This is a genomic window from Curtobacterium sp. PhB172 (genome assembly GCF_003752545.1).
Lineage (GTDB): Bacteria > Actinomycetota > Actinomycetes > Actinomycetales > Microbacteriaceae > Curtobacterium.
Genome location: NZ_RKIF01000008.1, coordinates 226344 through 248774 on the forward strand (window position 1 = coordinate 226344; position 22431 = coordinate 248774).

General features: G+C 70.9%; 18 protein-coding genes and 1 tRNA gene. 6 read left to right on the top strand and 13 right to left on the bottom strand.

Annotated elements, in window-relative coordinates:
* Positions 1-297 precede the first annotated feature (297 nt).
* Positions 298-2259: an acetate--CoA ligase gene (gene acs / locus EDF42_RS10790; RefSeq protein ID WP_123338891.1), complete on the top strand. Its 1962-nt coding sequence runs from the start codon at positions 298-300 to the stop codon at positions 2257-2259.
* A gap of 69 nt (positions 2260-2328) precedes the next feature.
* On the opposite strand, the gene EDF42_RS10795 is transcribed toward acs, so the two are convergent.
* Positions 2329-2790, bottom strand: coding sequence for a RidA family protein (locus EDF42_RS10795; RefSeq protein ID WP_123338890.1), 462 nt, complete (start codon positions 2788-2790; stop codon positions 2329-2331).
* Entirely contained in the window at positions 2787-2945 is a 159-nt protein-coding gene (locus EDF42_RS10800) for a DUF4177 domain-containing protein (protein WP_017888699.1), read from the bottom strand. The genes EDF42_RS10795 and EDF42_RS10800 overlap by 4 nt, the downstream gene beginning before the upstream one ends.
* A 50-nt stretch (positions 2946-2995) precedes the next feature.
* On the opposite strand from EDF42_RS10800, the gene EDF42_RS10805 reads away from it, so the two are divergent.
* The 5 genes from EDF42_RS10805 to EDF42_RS18660 all read left to right on the top strand — a co-directional run bounded on the left by EDF42_RS10805 (position 2996) and on the right by EDF42_RS18660 (position 8468).
* On the top strand, positions 2996-5560 hold the full coding sequence (locus tag EDF42_RS10805) for a transglycosylase domain-containing protein (protein WP_123672334.1): 2565 nt from the start codon (positions 2996-2998) through the stop codon (positions 5558-5560).
* Positions 5557-6513, top strand: coding sequence for a metallophosphoesterase (locus tag EDF42_RS10810; RefSeq protein ID WP_123672335.1), 957 nt, complete (start codon positions 5557-5559; stop codon positions 6511-6513). The genes EDF42_RS10805 and EDF42_RS10810 overlap by 4 nt, the downstream gene beginning before the upstream one ends.
* A 91-nt stretch (positions 6514-6604) precedes the next feature.
* Positions 6605-6678: transfer RNA gene (locus tag EDF42_RS10815), tRNA-Pro, on the top strand.
* A 150-nt stretch (positions 6679-6828) separates the two neighbouring features.
* Positions 6829-7854, top strand: coding sequence for a sensor histidine kinase (locus EDF42_RS10820; RefSeq protein WP_123672336.1), 1026 nt, complete (start codon positions 6829-6831; stop codon positions 7852-7854).
* Positions 7851-8468, top strand: a complete 618-nt coding sequence (locus tag EDF42_RS18660) for a response regulator (protein WP_148067751.1) — start codon at positions 7851-7853, stop codon at positions 8466-8468. Before EDF42_RS10820 ends, EDF42_RS18660 begins: the two co-directional genes overlap by 4 nt.
* An 81-nt stretch (positions 8469-8549) precedes the next feature.
* Here EDF42_RS18660 and EDF42_RS10830 read toward each other — a convergent pair whose 3' ends face one another.
* The 11 genes from EDF42_RS10830 to EDF42_RS10880 all read right to left on the bottom strand — a co-directional run bounded on the left by EDF42_RS10830 (position 8550) and on the right by EDF42_RS10880 (position 22354).
* A complete protein-coding gene (locus EDF42_RS10830) occupies positions 8550-9605 on the bottom strand; it encodes an LLM class flavin-dependent oxidoreductase (RefSeq protein WP_123672337.1) in 1056 nt (351 codons plus the stop codon).
* 128 nt (positions 9606-9733) lie between these two features.
* Positions 9734-10360, bottom strand: a complete 627-nt coding sequence (locus tag EDF42_RS10835; RefSeq protein ID WP_123672338.1) for a thymidine kinase — start codon at positions 10358-10360, stop codon at positions 9734-9736.
* The gene (locus EDF42_RS10840; protein ID WP_111084224.1) at positions 10360-10992 is read right to left on the bottom strand and encodes a response regulator transcription factor; all 633 of its coding nucleotides are present in this window, start codon (positions 10990-10992) and stop codon (positions 10360-10362) included. Before EDF42_RS10840 ends, EDF42_RS10835 begins: the two co-directional genes overlap by 1 nt.
* Before the next feature lie 55 nt (positions 10993-11047).
* A complete protein-coding gene (locus EDF42_RS18980; RefSeq protein ID WP_185002786.1) occupies positions 11048-12307 on the bottom strand; it encodes a hypothetical protein in 1260 nt (419 codons plus the stop codon).
* Positions 12304-13557, bottom strand: coding sequence for a sensor histidine kinase (locus EDF42_RS10850; RefSeq protein WP_123672339.1), 1254 nt, complete (start codon positions 13555-13557; stop codon positions 12304-12306). Before EDF42_RS10850 ends, EDF42_RS18980 begins: the two co-directional genes overlap by 4 nt.
* A gap of 153 nt (positions 13558-13710) precedes the next feature.
* The gene (locus EDF42_RS10855; RefSeq protein ID WP_123672340.1) at positions 13711-14817 is read right to left on the bottom strand and encodes an Rv2578c family radical SAM protein; all 1107 of its coding nucleotides are present in this window, start codon (positions 14815-14817) and stop codon (positions 13711-13713) included.
* A 46-nt stretch (positions 14818-14863) separates the two neighbouring features.
* A complete protein-coding gene (locus EDF42_RS10860; protein WP_111084228.1) occupies positions 14864-16351 on the bottom strand; it encodes a malate:quinone oxidoreductase in 1488 nt (495 codons plus the stop codon).
* Positions 16352-16456: 105 nt separating this feature from the next.
* Entirely contained in the window at positions 16457-17509 is a 1053-nt protein-coding gene (locus tag EDF42_RS10865; RefSeq protein ID WP_123292140.1) for an aspartate-semialdehyde dehydrogenase, read from the bottom strand.
* Between the two features lie 32 nt (positions 17510-17541).
* Entirely contained in the window at positions 17542-18807 is a 1266-nt protein-coding gene (locus tag EDF42_RS10870; RefSeq protein WP_123292139.1) for an aspartate kinase, read from the bottom strand.
* A 116-nt stretch (positions 18808-18923) separates the two neighbouring features.
* Complete coding sequence (gene recR, locus EDF42_RS10875; RefSeq protein WP_111084231.1) at positions 18924-19523, bottom strand: recombination mediator RecR; 600 nt, start codon at positions 19521-19523, stop codon at positions 18924-18926.
* Positions 19523-22354 (bottom strand): DNA polymerase III subunit gamma and tau, encoded by a 2832-nt coding sequence (locus EDF42_RS10880; RefSeq protein WP_123672341.1) that lies wholly within the window; start codon positions 22352-22354, stop codon positions 19523-19525. Before EDF42_RS10880 ends, recR begins: the two co-directional genes overlap by 1 nt.
* Positions 22355-22431 lie beyond the last annotated feature (77 nt).

A 22431-nucleotide genomic window follows, 5' to 3' on the forward strand; every position in this document is an offset into this window, starting at 1 on the left:
CGGAAACGAGTCCAGCAGGAACTACTGTACCCCACGATCCGCCCCTCGGGGCAACCCCCGACACGACGGCCGGGCGTGCCGCCGCGACCGACAGCCGACCCCGCCCGGCATGCCGCCGCGACCGGGACAGCCGACCCCGCCCGACGTGCCGCCGCGACGAGGACACCGCCGGCGCCACCGTCGCGGCCCGGCGGGCCCGCACCCGGGCCGCCGCTCGTCACGGAACCACGCAGCGCACCGGCCGAGGGGTAGTCTCCGTGGCGCACCCTGAGGACGCAACGACGCGAAAGGACATCGATGTCCACTCCGACCCAGACCGACCACCGCGAGGACGACGGCGCCACCTTCCCGCCGACGCCCGAGTTCGTCGCCGACGCCGTCGCGCACGAGGACCTCCACGAGGCCGCCGCCGCCGACCGCGAGGCCTTCTGGGCCGAGCAGTCCCGCAGCCTGCTCGACTGGCGCACCCCGTTCACGCAGACCCTCGACTGGTCCGGCGCCCCGTTCGCGAAGTGGTTCGCCGACGGCACGCTCAACGTGGCCGAGAACTGCCTCGACCGGCACGTCCGGGCGGGCAACGGCGACCGGGTGGCGATCCACTTCGAGGGCGCACCCGGCGACACCCGCCGCATCACCTACGCCGAACTCACCGCCGACGTGCAGCGCGCCGCGAACATGCTCACCGACCTCGGTGTCGGGCAGGGCGACCGCGTCGTCGTCTACCTGCCGCTCATCCCCGAGGCCGTCGTGACGATGCTCGCCGTCGCCCGCATCGGCGCCGTGCACTCCGTCGTGTTCGGCGGGTTCAGCGCCGAGAGCCTCCGTGCGCGCATCGAGGACGCCGGCGCGAAGCTCGTCGTCACGGCCGACGGCGGTTGGCGGCGCGGCGCGGTCTCCGCGCTCAAGCCCGCGGTCGACGAGGCACTCGAGGGCGAGGGCACCGAGAGCGTCGAGCACGTCCTGGTCGTCAAGCGCGGCGGCAACGAGATCGACTGGAACGACCGCGACCTCTGGTGGCACGACGAACTGGCGAAAGCGGACGCCACCCACGAGGCGCAGGCGTTCCCCGCCGAGACCCCGCTCTTCATCCTGTACACCTCGGGCACGACCGGCAAGCCGAAGGGGATCGTGCACACCTCCGGCGGGTACCTGACCCAGGCCGCGTACACGCACAAGAACGTGTTCGACATGCACCCCGAGAAGGACGTCTACTGGTGCACCGCCGACATCGGCTGGATCACCGGGCACTCGTACGTCGTCTACGGCCCCCTGGCGAACGGCGTGACGCAGGTGCTCTACGAGGGCACGCCCGACGAGCCGAAGCCCGGCCGCTGGTGGGACATCGTCGACTCCTACGGCGTCACCGTCCTGTACACCGCGCCGACGGCGGTCCGTGCGGCGATGAAGGCCGGCCGTGAGATCCCCGAGGCCCGCAGTCTCGAGACCCTCCGTCTGCTCGGCAGCGTCGGCGAACCCATCAACCCGGAGGCGTGGAACTGGTACCGCCAGGTCATCGGCCACGACCGCACACCCATCGTCGACACGTGGTGGCAGACCGAGACCGGCGCGATCATGATCTCCGCCCTGCCCGGCGTCACGAAGCTCAAGCCCGGTGCCGCCCAGACGCCGCTGCCCGGCATCGTCGCCGAGATCGTCGACGACGACGGCAACCGCGCCGATCCCGGCGAGAGCGGCTACCTCACCATCACGGAGCCGTGGCCGTCGATGGCGCGCGGCATCTGGGGCGACCCGGACCGGTTCGTCGAGACGTACTGGTCGCGGTTCCCCGGCCGGTACTTCGCCGGCGACGGTGCACGGCTCGACGGCCAGGGCGACATCTGGATCCAGGGCCGCGTCGACGACGTGATGAACGTCTCGGGCCACCGCCTCTCGACGGCCGAGATCGAGTCCGCACTGGTCGGGCACGAGGGCGTCGCCGAGGCCGCCGTCGTCGGGGCCGCCGACGAGACGACCGGACAGGCGGTCGTCGCGTACGTCATCCTGACCGCCGAAGCCGCCGCCGACGTCGACCGCGAATCGGCGTCGACCGAACTCCGCAACTGGGTGGGCAAGCGCATCGGCGCGATCGCGAAGCCCCGCCAGGTGGTCATCGTCCCCGAGCTGCCCAAGACGCGCTCCGGCAAGATCATGCGGCGCCTGCTCCGCGACGCGGCCGAGGGCCGCCGCATCGGCGACACGACGACGCTGGCCGACCCGACGATCATGGCGACCATCGCGGAACTCATGGAGTCCCGGTAACGGAAGCAGGGCCTCCCGTCCATCTCGGACTGGAGGCCCTGCTCACGTTCCTTCCGTCGGGCGCTGCCGTCAGGCGGTGAGCTCCACCACCAGCTCGACCTCGACAGGAGCGTCCAGCGGGAGCACCGCGACGCCCACCGCGCTCCGCGCGTGGACGCCGGCATCGCCGAAGACCTCGCCGACCAGCGTGGAGGCACCGTTCGCGACCCCGGGCTGGCCCGTGAAGGACGGCTCCGACGCGACGAACACGGTGACCTTGACGACCCGGGCGACGCGGTCGAGCGAGCCGGCGACCGACTCGACGGCGGCGAGTGCGTTGAGCGCTGCCACGCGGGCCTGCGCGGTGGCGGTCTCGGCGTCGACGGACGCCCCGACCTTGCCGGTGACGGGAAGTGCACCGTCGACGAACGGCAGTTGCCCGGCCGTGTAGACGTACTGGCCGGTGACGACCGCGGGGACGTACGCCGCGACGGGTGCGGCGACCGGCGGGAGGGTCAGCCCCAGCTCGGCGAGGCGGTCCGCGATGCTCATGCGTCGGCCTTCGGGCGCTTGAGGTACGCGACGAGCCCACCCTCGGGGCCGGTGACGATCTGGACCAGCTCCCAGCCCTCGTCCCCGTAGTTGTTGAGGATGGCGGTGGTGTTGTGGATCATCAGGGGCGTGGTGAAGTACTCCCAGCGAGTCATGCGGTTCCTTGCCAGCCTTTCAGTCGTGGGTGTCGTTTAGGCTGCATCCTATGTCTGCCCAGAAGACGTCTGCCTCGCGGACCAAGCCCGTCTCAGCAGTCGGCGCCTTCATCGGATTCGTCGGGTTCAGTGCCCTCGCCGGCCTGCTGGTCACGATCGGTGTCACGCCGGCCATCGCAGTCGCCGGTGTCACGACGACGTCGACGATCGGTGTGTTCGAGTCCCTGCCGGAGTACATCGAGATCGGTGACCTCCCGCAGCGCAACGAGCTGTACGCCTACTCGGGCGGCAAGTCGGTGCACTTCGCGACCGTCTACGACCAGAACCGCCAAGAGCTGAAGTTCGACAAGATCAGCGACCAGCTGAAGAACGCGGCCATCGACGGCGAGGACAAGCGCTTCTACGACCACGGTGGCGTCGACATGACCTCGCTCATCCGCGCGGGCGTCGGAAGCGTCGCCGGTGGGCTCGGCGAGTCGGGCGGTGGGTCGACGCTGACCATGCAGCTCGTCCGCAACATCAAGATGAACCAGGCGCTCGAGCTCCCCACGAAGAAGGAGCAGCAGAAGGCCTACAACGAGGCCGTCGAGCAGACCATCCCCCGCAAGCTCGAGGAGATGAAGCTCGCCATCGGGCTGGCGAAGAAGTACTCCAAGAAGGAGATCCTCACCGCGTACCTGAACATCGCCTACTTCGGCGACCAGACCTACGGCGTGCAGGCGGCGGCGCAGCACTACTACAACAAGAGCGCGACCGACCTGACCCCGGCCGAGGCGGCCTCCCTGCTCGCCATCGTGCAGTACCCCGAGGCGCGCAACCTGTCGAACCCGAAGAAGTACGAGGCCAACGTCGCCCGGCGCAACGTCATCCTCAAGTCGATGTACGCGCAGAAGAACCTGACGAAGGCCGAGTACGACCAGGCCATCGCGGCGAACCCGAAGGACTACGTCCACCTGACCGAGCCGTCGCAGGGCTGCCGGGCATCGGTGGGCGACGGTTCGCAGTTCTTCTGCGACTACGCCGTCAAGGTCGTCAAGGAGATGTCGCAGCTCGGCTCGTCGCAGAAGGCCCGCGACGCCGCGTGGCGCAACGGTGGCTACTCGATCCAGACGACGCTGAACATCGACCTCAACGCCGAGCAGAAGCAGCTCGTCAACACCTACGACAACAAGGCCGAGACCAGCCTGGCGCTCGGTGCGACGCTCAACTCGATCGAGGCCGGCACCGGCCGCATCCTGACGATGGCGCAGAACAAGGACTACGACCAGTCCCTGAAGTCCGCGCCGACGTCCACCTCGATCAACTACAGCGTCGACTACAAGTACGGCAACTCCGGCGGCTTCCAGACCGGCTCGACGTACAAGCTCTTCACGCTGCTCGCATGGCTCAAGGCCGGACACGGTCTGAACGAGGTCGTCAGCGGTGCCCCGCGGAACATGTCGTCCGGCTGGACGGCCTGCGGTTCGCCCGTCACGGCGCCCGGGTACACCCCGAAGAACGACAGCCCGGGTGAGAGCGGTAACTACACGGTGGCGGCAGCGACTGCCGGGTCCATCAACCTGGCGTTCCTCAACATGGCGCAGAAGCTCGACCTCTGCGACATCCGTGACACCGCGGCCTCGCTCGGTGTGCACCGCGCAGACGGCGGCGAACTGCAGTACACCCCCTCGTCGGTGCTCGGCGTCAACGAGATCGCCCCGATGACGATGGCCGCCGCCTACGCCGCCGTCGCGAACAACGGCATCTACTGCAAGCCGATCGCCATCGAGCAGGTCACCTCGCCGTCCGGCAAGAAGCTCGGCGGCCAGACCAAGGACTGCAAGCAGGCGCTCGACCCCGAGGTCGCGCACGCCGCGGTCTACGCCATGAAGGGCACGATCACCAGCGGTACCGCGCGTGGTGCGCAGACCCCCGACGGCACGCAGCTGTTCGCCAAGACGGGTACGACCGACACCGCGAACCAGATCTGGCTCGTCGGCTCGAGCTCGCGGGTCGCCACCGCCTACTGGCAGGGCAACACCGACGGCAAGCTCAACAACCTGCGTCACTACAGCAACGGTGTGAACGGCACCTACGCCGGAGTCCGAGCGAGTGTCTGGCAGCAGGCGCAGACCCCGGTGAACGCGGCGTACCCGGCAGGGGCGTTCACGAACCCCGACAACTCGGCGCTCCGCGGCAACAGCAAGGCGCTGCCGGACCTCCGGGGCAAGACCGCCGACGAGGCCCGCGCCGCCATCTCCGGAGCCGGGTTCACGTACGTCGACGGCGGCACGCAGCCCGGTACCGGTGCGGCCGGCACCGTGACCTCGACCTCCCCGGCCGGCGGTTCGCTGCTGTCCTCTGGCTCGAGCGTCACCGTGTACACGTCGGACGGTGCGCAGATCAAGGTCCCCTCGGTGACCGGCAAGCCCCTCGCCGACGCCCGCGCGCAGCTGAACGAGGTCGGACTGACCAACGTCGCGATCTCCGACCAATTCGCCAAGGGCGGCGGGGACAAGGAGTGCCGCGTCGCTGCGGTCGACCCGGGCGTGCACACGGACGCCAGCAAGGGCTCGACGGTCACACTGACGCTGTACGGCGACAAGAACGGCAAGGCGCCCAAGGACTGCAAGTGACCCGCGGCCGCGCCGCCCTCGGGGTCATCGGAGCCGGCGCGGCCGTCGGCGCCGCTGCGTTCGCCTGGGGCTCCCTGGTCGAGCGCCGACGCTTCGGCATCCGGTGGGAGACCGTCCCGGTCCTCCCGCCGGGGTCGCGTGACGTCACGGTCCTGCACCTGTCCGACATCCACATGGCGCCGTGGCAGGCCGACAAGCAGCAGTGGCTGCGCGACCTGTCCCTGGTCGAGCCGGACTTCATCGTCAACACCGGCGACAACCTCGGGCACCCCACGGCGAACGCGGCGGTGGAGTACGCGCTGGAGCCGTTCCGCGGTGTGCCCGGGGTGTTCGCCTACGGGTCGAACGACTTCTTCGGGCCGTCGCCGCGCAACCCGCTGAAGTACTTCGCCGGTCCGAGCCGGACGCACAGCGCGGCGAAGCCCGTCGAGCTCGACATCGACCGGCAGACGGCGTTCTTCGAGTCCCTCGGGTGGCTCGACCTGAACGACCACGCCCACGCCGTCGAGCTCCGCGGCTCGCGCTTCGAGCTGTTCGGCACCTCGGACGCCCACCGCGACTGGGACCGCCTCGACCTGCTCCCCACGAACGTCGACGAGATGCGCGGCGAGGTGCCCTGGTCCGAGGACGAGGACGGACCCGCGCCCGTCGCGATCGGTGTGACGCACGCGCCTTACCGCCGCGTGCTCGACGCCTTCGTCACCCAGGGCGCCGACGTCATCTTCGCCGGGCACACCCACGGCGGCCAGGTCCAGGTGCCCGGCGTCGGTGCGCTCGTCACGAACAGCGACCTGCCCCGCCGGTACGTCAGCGGACTGCACAAGTGGGAGCACCGGAACCACTGGTCCTGGCTCGAGGTCTCGGCCGGTCTCGGCACCTCGATCTACGCGCCGGTGCGGTTCTCGTGCCGCCCCGAAGCGGTCGTCGTCACCCTCACCGCCCGCGCCTCCTGACGACGCGCCCGGGAGTTCGCCGGATGGTCGTGAGCACCCCCGATCATCGGATAGTATTGTCGGGTTGCTCCGGTACGGAGTGATCACACCGCGGGGTGTGGCGCAGCTTGGTAGCGCGCCTCGTTCGGGACGAGGAGGTCGCAGGTTCAAATCCTGTCACCCCGACACTGTGTTGAGACAGTACGAAGAAGGCCCTGGTTCTCCGGAACCGGGGCCTTCTGCTTTTCCACGGTCGAGCGCTCGGCACTACACCTCCCGACACACGACGTGGCCGCAGCTCCCCCGGCTGCGACGACGCAGATAGCCTCGACAGCGATGTCACGCGCCGACCACCTCCGCCCGGTTCTCGAACGGATCGCCGCACAGTTCCCCGAGCTCGCCGACGACCCGGTCCTCACGCAGAACCTCGTCGACAACGTGACGTCGATGATCGCCGAGGCTCACGCCCGCTACGCCACCGGTGCCGAGGACAGCGTGGTGAGCAGCGCGTACCTCGATCCTGAGCACCTGGCCACCGGATCGCTGCACGCCGAGCAGTCCCAGCACCCCGCCGGCGCGATGCTCGCCGCGGAGATGCTCTTCGACGCCTACCTGCCGGTCTTCGTGGACGAGGTCGGCGCGGAGTCCACCGCCGAGGTCCTGCGTGCCACCAGGGCCCTGCACGCGGGCATCTGGAGCCGGTTCCCCGCCGGAGCCGTCGCCTACACCGAGGCGCTGCGCCAGCGCGTCACGACGGCGCACCTGGACTCCCGCACGCAGATCGCCCGGGACCTGCACGACCGCGTGGCGCACGGCATCCTCGCCGGGCTGCAGCGACTCGACCTGGTGCTGCTGACCGATCCCCCGGCCGGCGAACGGGCCGACCAACTCGACGACGCCGCACGGCTGCTGCGCGGAGCACTCGGCGACGTGCAGGACCTGGCGGTCAGCCTGCACGCCCGCGTCGGCGACGCCCTGCTCGACGATGCGCTCGCCCGGCACGCCAGGGACCTGTTCTCCGACGACGACCGCTTGTCGTTCAGCACCACGGGCACGCCCGAGCACCTGCCGAACTGGCAGGCCGAGGAAGCACTCACGATCCTGCTCGAGGCGCTCACGAACCGACGGAAGCACGCTGCGGCTTCCGCCGCCGCGGTGCACTTCGTGTGGACACCGGCCGCCCTCGTCGTGACGGTCTCCGACGACGGACCGGGCTTCGACCCCGCCGCCGACACCGATGGGCGCCTCGGTCAGCAGACCATGCGCGAGCGAGCCGCGGTCATCGGCGCGCGGCTCGACGTCGAGAGCACCCCCGGCACCGGCACCACCGTCCGCCTCACGATCCCGAGGGGCACGCTGTGACCATCACGCACGTCGCCATCGTCGACGACCACCAACTGTTCCGCGAAGGACTGGCCACGATCCTCGCCGCCGTCCCCACGATCCGCGTGGTCGCACACGGCGAGCGTCCGTCCGACGTCCTCGACTCCCCCGAGGCTGCCGCCATCGACGTCCTGCTCCTCGACGTCGAGCTCGACGGTCCGCCGGCGCGCACCACGATCGCCACGGTGCGCCGCACCCGTCCGGAGATCCGCGTGGTGGTGCTCACGATGCACCGCGATGCTGTCCTGCGCCGGACGCTGCTCGACGCCGGTGCGGTCGACTTCGTGACGAAGGACACCCCGAGCCGCGAGCTCGTCGACCGCATCGCCCGGGCCGCGCACGCCGACGCCGCGCCGGTGACGTTCCCGGTCGACCTGGTCACCGAGGCCCGCGCGGGAACACCGCTCAGCGACCGCGAACTCGAGGTCCTGCGGCTCCTCGCGGCTGCGCGCACCAACGCCGAGATCGCTGCGGACCTGCAGCTCGCGATCGGCACGGTCAAGCGGCACGTCTACAACGTGTTCCGCAAGCTCGATGTCGGTTCGCGGGTCGGCGCCGTGGCTACAGCGACGCGCCTCGGCCTGCTCACCTGAGGCTCCGCTCCACTCGGTGAGCAGAAATGGTCGGGTGCCCGACGGCGACCCGACCATTTCTGCTCACCAAGCGAACTCGACCTAGACCGACGCGGACGCCGACGCCGACGCCCCAGCGCGCACGAGCCGCCCCGCGGCGTGCAGCCCCGCCACGACGTCGAGCGCCTGGTGCCGGTACCGCGCCTGCGCAGCACCCGGAGCGACGATCACGCCGTTCGCCCCGGTGGACTCCACGAGCGCGTTGATCTTGTCCGCCACCTGATCAGCGGTGCCGTACGCCTGGCGCTCGGTGCGGGCGGCGATGAACCGACGCTCGAGGTCGTTGAACTCGTACGCACGGGCCTCGTCCATCGAGACCGGCTCGGGCTTCGCCCCCTGCCGCATCCGGATGAACGAGATCATCCCCGGAGCACTCTGCTCGTCGACGACGGCCGGGTCCTCGTCCGTGACGACCTGCACGCCGATGAGCGCGTTCGGCGTCTGGCGGAACCGCGAGGGCCGGAACGAATCGCGGTACAGCGCGAGCGCCGCCTCGGTGTTGTCCGACGCGAAGTGGTGGGCGAAGGCGAACGAGACGCCGAGCGCCCCGGCCACCTGGGCGCTGTACCCGGAGGACCCGAGCAGCCAGAACTCCGGCACGTCGCCGTAGCCCGGCACCGCCCGGATGCCCGACAACGGGTTGTCCGAGGACATGCCGGTGAAGAACCCGATCAGGTCGGCGAGGCGGTCGGGGAAGTCGTCGACGTCGAGCCGATCGGTGCGACGCAGCGCCATCGCGGTCGCCCCGTCGGTGCCCGGCGCACGACCGAGCCCGAGGTCGACACGGTCGCCGTACAGCGCTCGGAGCGTACCGAACTGCTCGGCGATGACGAGGGGTGCGTGGTTCGGCAGCATGACGCCGCCGGAGCCGATGCGGATGGTCGAGGTGGCCGCGCCGACGGCGCTCAGCAGCACCGCGGGGGCCGACGAGGTGATGCCGGGCATGCCGTGGTGCTCGGCGACCCAGAACCGCTCGTAGCCGAGCTTCTCGGCGTGGACGGCCATGTCGATCGAGCCCTGCAGGGCTTCGGTGTTGGACTGGCCGTACTCGCGCGTCGCCAGGTCCAGGACGGACAGGTGCAGGGTGTCGTCGCTCATGTGGTCACCAACGCGCGCCGAGACGCGCGCATTCCACGTGCCCTGGACGCATCCGACGAGCGGACGGGAGGCCCGTGGCGGGGCCGCCACGGGCCTCCCGTCCGCCTGCCGGTCACCTGCAGGACGCGTCAGGCGCCGTCGAGCCGGCCGCCGGACTCCGTCAGGTAGCAGTTGGCGCAGAGCGACTCGTAGGCGACGTCGACACCGTCGATGGCGACCTGCGAGCCGTCGAACACGAACCGGCCGTCGACCGTGCGGGCGTTGAAGACCGCCTTGCGACCGCACCGGCAGATCGTCTTGAGCTCTTCGAGCGAGTGCGCGACCTCGAGCAGGCGGGCGCTGCCCGGGAACGCCTCGGTGCGGAAGTCCGTGCGGATGCCGTACGTGATCACGGGGATCTCGTCGAGGACCGCGATGCGCAGCAGGTCGTCGACCTGCTGCGGAATGAGGAACTGTGCTTCGTCGACCAGCACGCAGCTGACCGCGCGGACCATGCCGTCGAGGCGGTCGGCCTCGGGGTCGACGGCGCCGGCCGCGGCGACCGCGGACCGGACGTCGGCATCGGGGGCGAAGACCAGGTCGACGGTGCGGGTCACGCCGAGGCGGGACACGATCTCACGGTCGCCCTTGGTGTCCACGGCGGGCTTCGCGAGCAGGACCCGGTGGCCGCGCTCCTCGTAGTTGTAGGCAGCCTGCAGCAGCCCCGTGCTCTTGCCGCTGTTCATCGCGCCGTAGCGGAAGTAGAGCTTCGCCACTACGCGAGGAACCCGTCCTCGGCGGCCCGCCGGATCAGGTCGGACTTCTTCGAGGCGGGACGGCCGACCTTGCTGTACTTCTCGCGGACCCGGCGCAGGTAGGTCTTCGCGGTCTCGTACTGCACGTTCATCTGCGCGGCGACCTCGTTGGTCGAGTAGCCGGACACGTACAGCCGGAGCGCTTCTTCCTCGCCGTGGCTGAGCTTCGGACGCTGGTGCGCAGCCGCTCCGGTGGGCAGCGGACGCCACTCCCGCGGCTGCGGGGTCTCGCGTGCGACGCCCATGATCTCGCGTGCGACGTCCATGACCTCGCGCATCGGCAGGGACTTCGACAGGAACGCCGCGGCGCCTGCTGCCAGGGCACGATCGCGGGACTCGCGGCTGTCGACGCTGGAGAGCACGATCACCTTCGCGCCGGCGGCACGGCAGGTGCGGACACGGGCCTCGATCGAGACGGGTTCCTTGAGTTGGAAGTCGAGGAACACCAGGTCGGTCGGGAAGCTGTCGCTGTGGACCATCTCGAGCCAGGTGTGCGCGGTCAGGGCCAGGTCGAAGTCGAACGCGTTCACCGCGATCCAGCTCGACAGGCTGTCCAGCAGCACCTCGTGGTCGTCGAGGATGGCCAACCGCACACGTCGTGCCCCCGGGTTCGGGAGGGACGGGGACCCCTCCGAGAGCCTGTTCGGGTCAGTGCTGGTCATAGGAGAACCTTAGTGCGAGGGCGGACGGACGAACCGCGACGTCGAGGTCGGGGAACGTCACACGGAGGACGGCGAAGTAGGGGTCGAAGGTGCGGTGGATCCCGACGTCGGAGTCGGCCACGGCGAGGTCGAGTTCGAGCAGCACGCGAGCGTCGCGGGCCGAGTCGGTGCGGGCCGGGTCGGTGCGGGCCGGGTCGGTGCGGGCCGGGTCGGTGCGGGCCGGGTCGGCGCGTGCTGGATCGCCGCGTGTGGCCGCGTCGTCCTGCCCGTCCGCGCGCCGGACCGTTGCCCGGAACCCGGCCGGGTCGACGGTCGAGGCACGGAAGGCAGCCCGCAGGAACGTCCGCACCACGGAGCGCTGGTCGGCGTCGAGCATCGCGGTGAGCCCGTCCGGGTCGTCGACCACCGGGGCGGCCCCACCCTCGACCCGCACGGCCTGCTCGAACCAGGTGCGGTCCGCGTCGGCGACCATCGCCCGGCGGATGCCGTCGGCGATCAGTCGTGCCCGCTCGCGGTCGGCGTCGGTGATGACCTCGCGCGTGCGCAGCTCGGCGAAGAACGGTGCGACGTCGCGGGCGAGGATCGTCGACCGGTCCTGCTGCACGCTCGCCGCGATGCCGTCCCGCTCCGCACGCTCGACCGAGTAGGACCCCGCCCGGATCTGCACCCGCTCGGCCAGGCCCGCGAACGTCCACGCGAAGACGGCCGACGCAGCGGTCAGCACCAGGGTCGGCGCTGCCGCGAGGAAGGCCGCGACGGCGACGGGGATCTCGTGCGGGAACGTCGCCGCACCGACGCCCCAGGTCGCGGCGTTGACGACGGCGAGCACGGCGCCGCCGATGGCCAGGTCCGTCCAGGGCCGGTACGGCGCGACCATCACGATGCCGGTCGCCGTGATGAGCGACATGAAGTCGTTCAGGGCGCTGCGGTCGGGTCCCCACTGCGCGGCGACGCTCGTCACCGACGCCAGGCCGAGCAACCCGACGTGCGCGACGAACGCCCACCGCGGGAAGGGTGCGCGGAACGGACTCGAGGCGGTGAACACGACGGCTGCAGACGCCGCGACCAGGATGACGGTGAGCGCGCTGAGGGTGGGACTGCCCACCACGTCACGGTCGAACACGGACACCAGGAGCGCCCAGACGATGCTGGCGGCGCCGAGCCCGATCGCGAGCGGACGTGACCCCATCGCGCCGAGCGGGTCGTACTGCTGCGCGGTCCGACGGGCCTCGGTCGTGGCGCTCACCGGTCGGCTCCCTGCACGCCGCCGACCTCGTCGGGGACCGCGGTGCCGACGTGGTCGGTGGCCACGGCGTCGGTCGTGGCGGTGACCGGTCCGAACGGCACCGTCATCATCACGCTCGTCCCCGAACCGGGCGACGACCAGATCTGGACGTCGCCGCCCACCCGACCGATGCGGTCGCGGACGGAGCCACGCAGGCCCATCCGGTCGGAGCCCGTGGAGTCCTCGTCGAAACCGCGACCGTCGTCGACCACCATCACGGTGCACGACGCACCGTCGTCGAAGACGCTGACCTCGGCCGCGTCGACACCGGCGTGCTCGTGGACGTTGGCAAGACACTGCCCCACGGCGCGGACGAGCGCCGTGACGGCGCGCTGGTCGAGCCGGTCGAGTGCGGACGGGTCGCCGGACACCGTGACGTCGAGACCGGCGGCACGGTGCTCGTCGACCATGACGGCGAACGCGTCGAGCGCTGCGCCCGGCCGCTGCCGGGCGGCCGGTGCGAGCCACCCCTTGCCGGTCAGGACGGCGACGTCGGCCTCGACGGTCCGCGCCAGGTGCGGGTCCATCGGCCCGTCGGGCGCCAGGGCGATCGCGTTGAGGTGGTTCAGGACGGTGTCGTGCAGGATCGCGGCCGCCTCGGCCTCGACCCCGGCACGGTACGCGGAGACGTGCTCCTCACGCGCTGACCGCAGCAGCTCCGGCTGCACCCGCTCCGACCGACCGGTGCTCCGGCTCGTGAACAGCACCAGGACGACCACGAAGCCGAGCGTCACCCAGGCGAGCACGAGCGGACGCGGCGGGCTGTCGGCCTGGACGACCGCGATCCACGTCGCCACCCGACCGGTCAGGAACCCGAGGAAGGACCACAGCACGACGCGGCTCGGCACCGCGCCGGCGCCGCCGACCAGGATGAGCGGGATGACCGCCAACGACAGCAGGTACGAGGTGACCCAGCCGAACGGGACCTGCTGCTGCACGACCATCGCGAACCACCAGGCGCAGACACCACCGACGACCAGGAACGCGACCGCGGAGCGCCAGGTGCCGAACTGCACGTGCACGCCGATCATGCCGAGCATCGGGACGAGCGCCAGGACCGCACTGATCACGTGCACGTCGGGCTCGGACAGCCGGTACAGCAGCAGCGCGATCGCCGCCGCCACCAGCGATCCGATCGCACCGGCGTGGAAGGCCCGCACCGTCGACCACGCGTTCACTCGCGGAGCGAGGTGCGTGGGGATGCCGAGCACGAGATGGGTCCTTCCGGGTGGCGGGAATGCCGCCCACGATCAAACACCTCGGTGCTGACCGTGTACCCCGAAACAGCGTCCGTTCGGCGACCCGGTCGATGATACCGGCCCCCACGTCGCTCCGATGTCCCCCGAACGCGCAACCTTCGTTGCTCAGAACAACGTCTCGGTCGCGACCGGTCGGAGCAGACGGCGGTCGAAGCCCGGATCCGCGCGCTTGAGCGGCGACGTCGTGGGGATCGACTGTTCCTGCGGCACCGTCGAGGGGTCCGAGAAGCCCATCGACCCCGTCGCCGGGTCCACGCGTCCGAGGCCGACGCCGTGCGTCGCCAGGATCGGTCGGATGCGCTCCGACAGCCACCGGCGGTAGTCCTTCGGCGCGAAGGTGTTGTCGAGGTACATCGCCCGGTAGCGCGCCACCAGGTCGGGCCGTTCGCGTCCGAGCCACTCGAACCACCACGGCTTCACGCCCGGCCGCAGGTGCAGCGCGGAGTACATGACGCTCGTGGCACCGGCCGCCGCCGCCCGACCGACGGCGTCGTCGAGGTGTGCACGGGTGTCGGTGATGTACGGCAGCACGGGCATGAGGAACACCGCGCAGTCGAGCCCGGCGTCGCGGATCGCCCGCACGGTGGCGAGCCGCGCAGCCGTCGTGGGGGTGCCGGGTTCCACCGACTGCTGCAGGTCGTCGTCGTACACGGCGATCGACATCGCGAGGTCGACCGGCACCACCTTCGCCGCCTCGGCCAGGAGCGGCAGGTCGCGCCGGAGCAGCGTGCCCTTCGTCAGGATGCTGAACGGTGTGCGGCTGTCCGCCAACGCCTGGATCACCCCGGGCATCAGTCGGTACCGACCCTCGGCACGCTGGTACGGGTCGGTGTTCGTGCCGAGCGCGATCGGGTGGCGGTCCCACGTGGGCTTGCCGAGCTCACGCCGCAGGACGTCGGCCACGTTCGTCTTCACGACGATCTGCTGGTCGAAGTCGGCCCCGCCGTCGAACTCGAGGTAGGTGTGCGTCGGCCGCGCGAAGCAGTACACGCACGCATGACTGCACCCCCGGTACGGGTTGATGGTCCAGCCGTAGGTGCCGGAGCCGTCGGCGCTCGGCACCCGGTTCAGCGCGCTCTTCGCCAGCACCTCGTGGAACGTGACACCCGCGAACTCGGGCGTCGTCACACTCCGGACGAACCCGCTGTTCGACTCCATGCCAGGCAGTGCGTCGCTCTGCTCGGCATCGATCGCCTGTCCACTCCACCGCATGCCGTCATTCGAACACATGTTCGAACGGGCCGCAAGCCGGAGCTGGTCAGTGGTGCAGGCCGAGCACCTTCGCCGTGCGCTCGAGGGTGGCGTCGGCCAGGGCGGCGTCGTCGCCGAGGTCCTGCCCGTAGGTCGGGACCATCTCGTGGACCGCGTCCTGCCAGCCGTCCCAACGGTCGGGGAAGCACTTCCGGAGCAGGCCGAGCATGATCGGGACGGCGGTCGACGCCCCCGGCGAGGCCCCGAGGAGCCCGGCGATCGAACCGTCGGCGGCAGTGATGACCTCGGTGCCGAACTGCAGCACCCCGCCCTTGTCCTTGTCCGGCTTGATGACCTGCACCCGCTGGCCAGCGATGATCTTGTGCCAGTTCTCGGGCTCGGCGCTCGGCATGAAGTCGCGCAGCGCGTCGAACTTCGTCTGCTTCGAGGCGAGCAGCTGGCCGATCAGGTAGCGCACCAGGTCGAAGTTCGAGAACGCGACGCTCAGCATCGGGCGCAGGTTGTGCGGTCGGATCGACTTGAACAGGTCGAGCATCGACCCCTGCTTCAGGAACTTCGGGCTGAACCCGGCGTACGGCCCGAACATCAGCGACGCGTTGCCGTCGACGATGCGGGTGTCCAGGTGCGGCACCGACATCGGCGGCGCCCCCACGCTGGCCTTGCCGTAGACCTTGGCTGCGTGCTTCTGCACGACCTCGGGATCGTCAGTGCGCAGGAACTCGCCGGAGACCGGGAAGCCGCCGTACCCGCGGATCTCCGGGATGCCGGACTTCTGCAGCAGCTGCAGGGCCCCACCACCGGCACCGACGAAGACGAACTTCGCGGCGATCTTCTGCGTCGACCGACCGACCTCGTTCAGGACGTCGAGCGCCCAGCCGTCGAAGTCCTTGCCCCGCGATATGTTCTTGACCTGGTGGTTCGGTTCGAACTCGAGCCCGTCGAGCTCGAGCTGGTCGAACAGCTGCCGGGTGAGCGACCCGAAGTCGACGTCGGAGCCCGCCGCCGAGTAGGTCGCGGCGATCGGCTGGTCCTTCTTGCGACCGGGGATGAGCGCGGGCGCCCACTTGCGGATCTGAGCGGGGTCGTCGGAGAACTCGATCCCGGCGAACAGCGGGTGCCCCCGCATCGCCTCGTACCGCTTGCGCATGTACTCGACGTTGTCCGCACCCCAGACGAAGGAGATGTGCGGGGTCGGGTTGATGAAGTTGGACGGGTCGGGCAGCGTACCGATCTCGACCAGGTGCGACCAGAACTGCCGCGAGACCTGGAACTGCTCGTTGACCGTGACGGCCTTTGCGATCTCGACGCGACCGTCGGCGAGCTCGGGTGTGTAGTTCAGCTCGCAGAGCGCGGAGTGCCCGGTGCCGGCGTTGTTCCACGGGTTCGAGGACTCCTGCGCGACGGCGCCGAGACGCTCGTACACGCGGATCTTCCACGAGGGCTCGAGCCGGTGGATGATCGCGCCGAGGGTGGCGCTCATGATGCCTCCCCCGACGAGGACGACATCGATCGGGTCCACCTGCTTCACTGCCACCCGTCGATCCTACCGGCGTCGACCGACAGGCCGGTCAGCCGCGCGCGGTGACCGTGCGGCCGTGCCGCTCCGCGGCGACTCTGCCGCTCCGCGGCGACGGTGCCGCTACGCGGCGACGGTGCGGCGCGCGACGATCGCCTCGGCGATCTGCACCGCGTTGAGCGCTGCACCCTTCCGCAGGTTGTCGTTGCTGACGAACAGTGCGAGCCCACGCCCCTCGGGTGCGGACTGGTCGGCACGGATACGACCGACGAACGCGGGGTCCTGGCCGGCGGCCTGCAGCGGCGTCGGCACGTCCGACAGCTCCACGCCGGGTGCGCTCGACAGGATCTCGGTCGCACGCTCGGGCGACAGCGGACGCTCGAACTCGGCGTGCACCGATATGGAGTGACCGGTGAAGACCGGCACACGCACGCACGTGCCGGCGACGAGCAGGTCGGGGAGCTCGAGGATCTTGCGGCTCTCGTTGCGGAGCTTCTTCTCTTCGTCGGTCTCCCCCAGGCCGTCCTCGACGATGCTGCCGGCGAGCGGCACGACGTCGAAGGCGATCGGGCGGACGTACTTGACCGGCTCGGGGAACGTCACGGCGGAACCGTCGTGGGTGAGCGCTGCGGTGTCCTGCTCGAGGGCGGCACGCGCCTGGCCGAGCAGTTCCTCGACGCCGGCGAGCCCGGAGCCGGAGACGGCCTGGTAGGTCGTGGCGACCAGACGGCGGAGCCCGGCCTCGGTGTCCAGCACCTTGAGCACCGGCATGATCGCCATGGTGGTGCAGTTGGGGTTCGCGATGATCCCCTTGGGGGCCTGGTCGATCGCGTGCGGGTTGACCTCGCTCACGACGAGCGGGACCTCGGGGTCCATGCGCCAGGCGCTCGAGTTGTCGACGACGAGTGCCCCGGCTGCGGCGAACTTCGGCGCGAGGGCCCGCGAGGCGGTGGCACCGGCCGAGAACAGGGCGATGTCGATGCCCGACGGGTCGGCCAGCTCGGAGTCCTCGACCACGATCTGCTCGCCACGGAACGGCAGGGTCGTGCCGGCGGACCGGGCGCTCGCGAAGAACCGGACCTGGTCGGCCGGGAACGCGCGCTCTTCGAGCAGACGACGCATCACGGCGCCGACCTGTCCGGTGGCGCCGACGACGGCGACGGTGAGGGTGCTCATGCGGTGCTCCTGGTTCAGCGGGTCAGCGTGGGTCAGCGGCCGGTGCCGGCGTGGACGACGGCTTCGGCCTCGGCGTCGAGGTCGAACGCGTTGTGCACGACCCGCATCGCCTCGTTGAGGGTGTCGGCGCGGGTGACGACCGAGATGCGGATCTCCGAGGTGGAGATCATCTCGATGTTGATCGACGCGTCGTGCAGCGCGCGGAAGAGCTTCGCCGAGACGCCGGCGTTCGTACGCATGCCGGCACCGACCAGGGCGAGCTTGCCGATCTGGTCGTCGTACTGGATGCTCTCGTAGCCGATGTCGGACTTCGCGACCTCGAGCGCCGTGAGCACGGTCTGGCCCTGGTCCTTCGGCAGGGTGAACGAGATGTCCGTCCGCCCGGTCGACGCCGCCGACACGTTCTGGACGATCATGTCGATGTTCGCCCCGGCGCGTGCGACGTTGGTGAAGATCTCGGCGGCCTTGCCCGGCTGGTCCGGGACGCCCACGACGGTGATCTTCCCCTCGGAGAGGTCTCCGGCGATCCCGGTGATGATCGGTTCTTCCACGGTTTCCCCCTCGGCAGGGTTGTAGACGATGGTGCCCTCGGTGTTGTTGAACGAGGACCGGACGTGCAGGGTGACGCCGTGCCGGCGGGCGTACTCGACGGCGCGGATGTAGAGGACCTTGGCGCCGGACGCCGCGAGCTCGAGCATCTCCTCGCTCGTGATGCGGTCGACCTTGCGGGCCTTCGGTACGACACGAGGGTCGGCGGTGAAGATGCCGTCGACGTCGGTGTAGATCTCGCAGACGTCGGCGTCGAGCGCGGCAGCGAGGGCGACGGCGGTCGTGTCCGAGCCGCCCCGGCCGAGCGTGGTGATCTCGCCCGTCGTGCGGTTGAACCCCTGGAACCCCGCGACGATGGCGACGTGGCCGGAGTCGAGCGCCTCGCGCACGCGCTTCGGGGTGACGTCGACGATGCGCGCCTTGCCGTGCTGCGCGTCGGTGAGCATGCCCGCCTGGCTGCCGGTGTACGACGAGGCTTCGACCCCGAGGCTCTTGATCGCCATCGCGAGCAGCGCCATCGAGATGCGCTCCCCCGCGGTCAGGAGCATGTCGAGCTCACGGCCGGCGGGGATCGGGGTGACCGAGTGGGCCAGATCGACGAGTTCGTCGGTGGTGTCACCCATCGCCGAGACCGCCACGACGACGTCGTTGCCGGCCTTCTTCGTCTCGACGATCCGCTTCGCCACGCGCTTGATGCTCTCGGCGTCCGCGACGGAGGATCCACCGAACTTCTGCACGATCAAGGCCACTGGCTGGTACTCCCGGAGACGGCGACACCGCGAGGTCACGCGGTCTCACAATGGTAGTCGGTGTTTCGAGGATGTTGCGTGCGAGCCGCCCCACACGCAACGATCCTGCGTGGGGCTCAGCCGCCGACGACGCGACGGCCCTCGAACGCACGGCCGAGCGTGACCTCGTCGGCGTACTCGAGGTCGCCGCCGACCGGCAGGCCCGAGGCCAGCCGGGTCGTCCGGATGCCCATCGGGACGAGCAGCCGGCTCAGGTAGGTCGCCGTCGCCTCGCCCTCGAGGTTGGGGTCGGTCGCGATGATGACCTCTTCGACCGTGCCGTCGGCCAGGCGCGTCATGAGCTGCTGGATCCGCAGGTCGTCCGGGCCGATGCCGTCGATCGGGCTGATCGCGCCACCGAGCACGTGGTAGAGCCCGCGGAACTCACGGGTGCGCTCGATCGCTGCGACGTCCTTCGCCTCTTCCACCACGCAGATCGTGGCCGGCGACCGGCGCGGGTCGCGGCAGATGCTGCACTGGACGTTCTCGGTGACGTTGCCGCAGATCTCGCAGAAGCGCACGCGCTCCTTGACGTCCGCCAGCAGCTCGGACAACCGCGACGGGTCGAACGACTCGGTCTGCAGGATGTGGAACGCGATGCGCTGCGCCGACTTCGGGCCGATGCCCGGCAGGCGACCGAACTCGTCGATGAGGTCCTGGACGATCCCGTCGTACATCAGGCACCGTCCTGGTGGAGAGCGGTCTCCTCGATGAACTGGGCATTGAGGATCTCACGCACCACGGCCTCACCGTAGCGACCGGCGACCGGCGCACGACGTGCCGGTGGTGCGGTCCGCGGTGCGGCCGGCGGGGCGGTCTGCGCGCGCAGGGCGGCCGGCGCCTGCGCGGGCGCTGCGGCGGATCGGCCGTGACCGGGGTCCGGGAACGGCCCGCCGTCGTCGTACGGTTCGTCGTCCAGCGGGTAGTCGTCGACGGGCACGCCCGGTACGACGGGTCCTCCGGGAGGCGCGGCGACCGTCGACGACGCCGCCTGCGGACCGCCGTCGGCCGGCTGCACCCCCTGCGGTGCGGTGGCACCGGCGGGTTGCGCAGGCGCCTCGGACCGGGGCTGCTGCGGGTCGACGGACTCCGCCGGGGCGACGGGCGCGGCAGCCGGAGCGGTGCCGAAGGGTGCCGCCCAGCCGGGTTCGACGGACTCGGGCACGGCGTCGGCGGTGGGGTCGCTCGCGGGGATCGTCGCGACCGCCCAGTCGGTGACGGGTGCGCCGGACGGTGCGGGCGCTTGTGCAGGAGCGGGTGCCGGCGCCTGCTCGGCAGCCGGCGCCTGCTCGGGAGTGGATGCCTGCGCCGGAGCGGGTGCCTGCGCCGGAGCGGGTGCCTGCGCCGGACGGGGCTCCGGCTCGGTGGCGGCGGGACCGGACTCGGGCGTGGACGCCGCGGCTTCGGGTGCCGCCGTCGTGTCGGGCGCTGCGGAGGCAGCGGCCTCGGCAGCGGCGGCCGGACCGTCCCCGGTGGCTGCAGCAGCCTCGGAGGCCGGGGGCGACGTCGGAGCGGGCGCGGCGGACCGCGGCGCCGACGATGCCTGCGGCTGCGGCTGCGGCTGCGGCTGCGGCTGCGCCTGTGGCTGCGCGGCGGGCTGGCTCGCCGGCGCCGGACGGCCGGCCGGCGCGGACGGCTGCTGCGTGGGGGCCGGGGTGCGCTGTTGACCAGGGCCCCCGGGACCGCGAGCGACGAACTTCACGCGGAGCCCGATGACGTCCATGATCGCGGCGCGGAGCAGTTCGCTGACGCTGGCCGAGGGGTCGGACATCTCCTTGAACGAGGCGACGTCCTGCTGGCTCGGGAAGGTCAGGGTCAGCACGTCGTCGCGCAGCGCGGTCACCTGAGCGGTGACGACCACCGACCACGCCGACCGCTTGGCGTGCTGCACGTGCTCGACGATCTGCGGCCAGGCGTCGCGCATCTGCTGGAAGCCCACGGCGCCGACGGTCCGGACCGCCGGCTCGTCACCGATCGTCGTGCCCTGGCCCGTGGACGAAGCACTGACGGGTTCCGTGGCCGGGGAGGTCGGAGCAGCGGGCTCGGGAGCGCTCGGGACGGCTGCGGCCCAGGAGGCTGCGGCATCACGCGCCGCACTGCCGGCGTCGGACTGCGCCGCAGGAGCCGCGTTCGCCGACGCCGCGGCGGGCTCCTGCTGCGCCGCCGCGGCCTGCTGGACGGCCGGGGCCTGCTGCGCGGCGGGGTCCTGCTGCGTGGCGGGGACCTGCCGACGCGGTGCCGCAGTCGACGACGGGGCCGGTGCGGGCGCCGTGCTGGTGGCGGCCGGCTGTGCCGACCCCTGCGCTGCGACCGCGCCGGACGGTGCCTGGTGGCCGCCGGCGTCCCCGACGCCGACGCGGCGCTCGAGCCGCTCGACCCGGGCGAGGGCACCGCGCTGGGTGTCGTCGGCCTCGGGCACGAGCATGCGGGCCGTCATGAGCTCGAGGTGCAGCCGGGGCGAGGTCGCTCCGGTCATGTCGGTCAGCGCCTTGTTCGCGATGTCCGCGCCGCGGGACAGCCCGGTGGCACCGAAGACACCGGCCTGCCGGGTCATGGTGTCGAGCTCGTCCGGCGAGACACCGCGCAGGACCGCCGCGGCGCTCTCGTTCGTCGCCGCGACGACGATCAGGTCGCGCAGTCGCTCGAGCAAGTCCTCGACGAACCGACGCGGGTCCTGACCGGTCTGCACGACCCGGTCGATCGCTGCGAAGGCGGAGGCTGGATCGGCCACGGCGAGGGCGTCCACGACGTCGTCGAGCAGCGCAGCGTCGGTGTAGCCGAGCAGGGCGACCGCACGCTCGTAGGCGATCGCGCCGTCTTCGCTGCCGGCGATGAGCTGGTCGAGCAGGGACAGGGTGTCGCGGACGGAACCGCCGCCAGCGCGCACGACCAGGGGCAGGACGCCGGGTGCGACCGTCACCGACTCCTGCGTGCAGAGCTGCTCGATGTACTCGAGCATGACCGCGGGCGGCACGAGCCGGAACGGGTAGTGGTGGGTACGCGACCGGATGGTGCCGATGACCTTTTCCGGCTCGGTCGTCGCGAAGATGAACTTGACGTGCTCCGGGGGCTCTTCGACCAGCTTGAGCAGCGCGTTGAACCCCTGCGGGGTGACCATGTGCGCTTCGTCGAGGATGAAGATCTTATAGCGGTCGCGCGCGGGGGCGAACACGGCGCGGTCACGGAGGTCGCGCGCGTCGTCGACACCGTTGTGGCTCGCGGCGTCGATCTCGATGACGTCGAGCGAACCGCTGCCGTCGCGGGCGAGCTCGACACAGCTCGGGCAGACGCCGCACGGGGTGTCGGTCGGCCCCTCGGCGCAGTTGAGGCACCGCGCCAGGATGCGGGCCGAGGTCGTCTTGCCGCAGCCGCGCGGGCCGCTGAACAGGTAGGCGTGGTTGACGCGGTTGGTGCGGAGCGCCGTGCGGAGCGGGTCGGTGACCTGCGACTGCCCGATCAGCTCGGCGAAGTTCTCGGGCCGGTAACGGCGATACAGGGCGGTGACCACGCGACCAGGGTAGCCGGGACGACCGACACCCGCGTGCCCCTCCACAGGTCCACGGGCACTGGACCGGACCGCCTGCC

Bases quoted from the DNA above. Each gene is read 5' to 3' on its own strand.
- EDF42_RS10865 (WP_123292140.1), bottom strand. From the start codon at position 17,509: ATGAGCACCCTCACCGTCGCCGTCGTCGGCGCCACCGGACAGGTCGGC.
- EDF42_RS10820 (WP_123672336.1), top strand. From the start codon at position 6,829: ATGTCACGCGCCGACCACCTCCGCCCGGTTCTCGAACGGATCGCCGCA.
- EDF42_RS10805 (WP_123672334.1), top strand. From the start codon at position 2,996: ATGTCTGCCCAGAAGACGTCTGCCTCGCGGACCAAGCCCGTCTCAGCA.
- EDF42_RS10830 (WP_123672337.1), bottom strand. From the start codon at position 9,605: ATGAGCGACGACACCCTGCACCTGTCCGTCCTGGACCTGGCGACGCGC.
- EDF42_RS10800 (WP_017888699.1), bottom strand. From the start codon at position 2,945: ATGACTCGCTGGGAGTACTTCACCACGCCCCTGATGATCCACAACACC.
- EDF42_RS10855 (WP_123672340.1), bottom strand. From the start codon at position 14,817: ATGCGGTGGAGTGGACAGGCGATCGATGCCGAGCAGAGCGACGCACTG.
- acs (WP_123338891.1), top strand. From the start codon at position 298: ATGTCCACTCCGACCCAGACCGACCACCGCGAGGACGACGGCGCCACC.
- EDF42_RS10795 (WP_123338890.1), bottom strand. From the start codon at position 2,790: ATGAGCATCGCGGACCGCCTCGCCGAGCTGGGGCTGACCCTCCCGCCG.
- recR (WP_111084231.1), bottom strand. From the start codon at position 19,523: ATGTACGACGGGATCGTCCAGGACCTCATCGACGAGTTCGGTCGCCTG.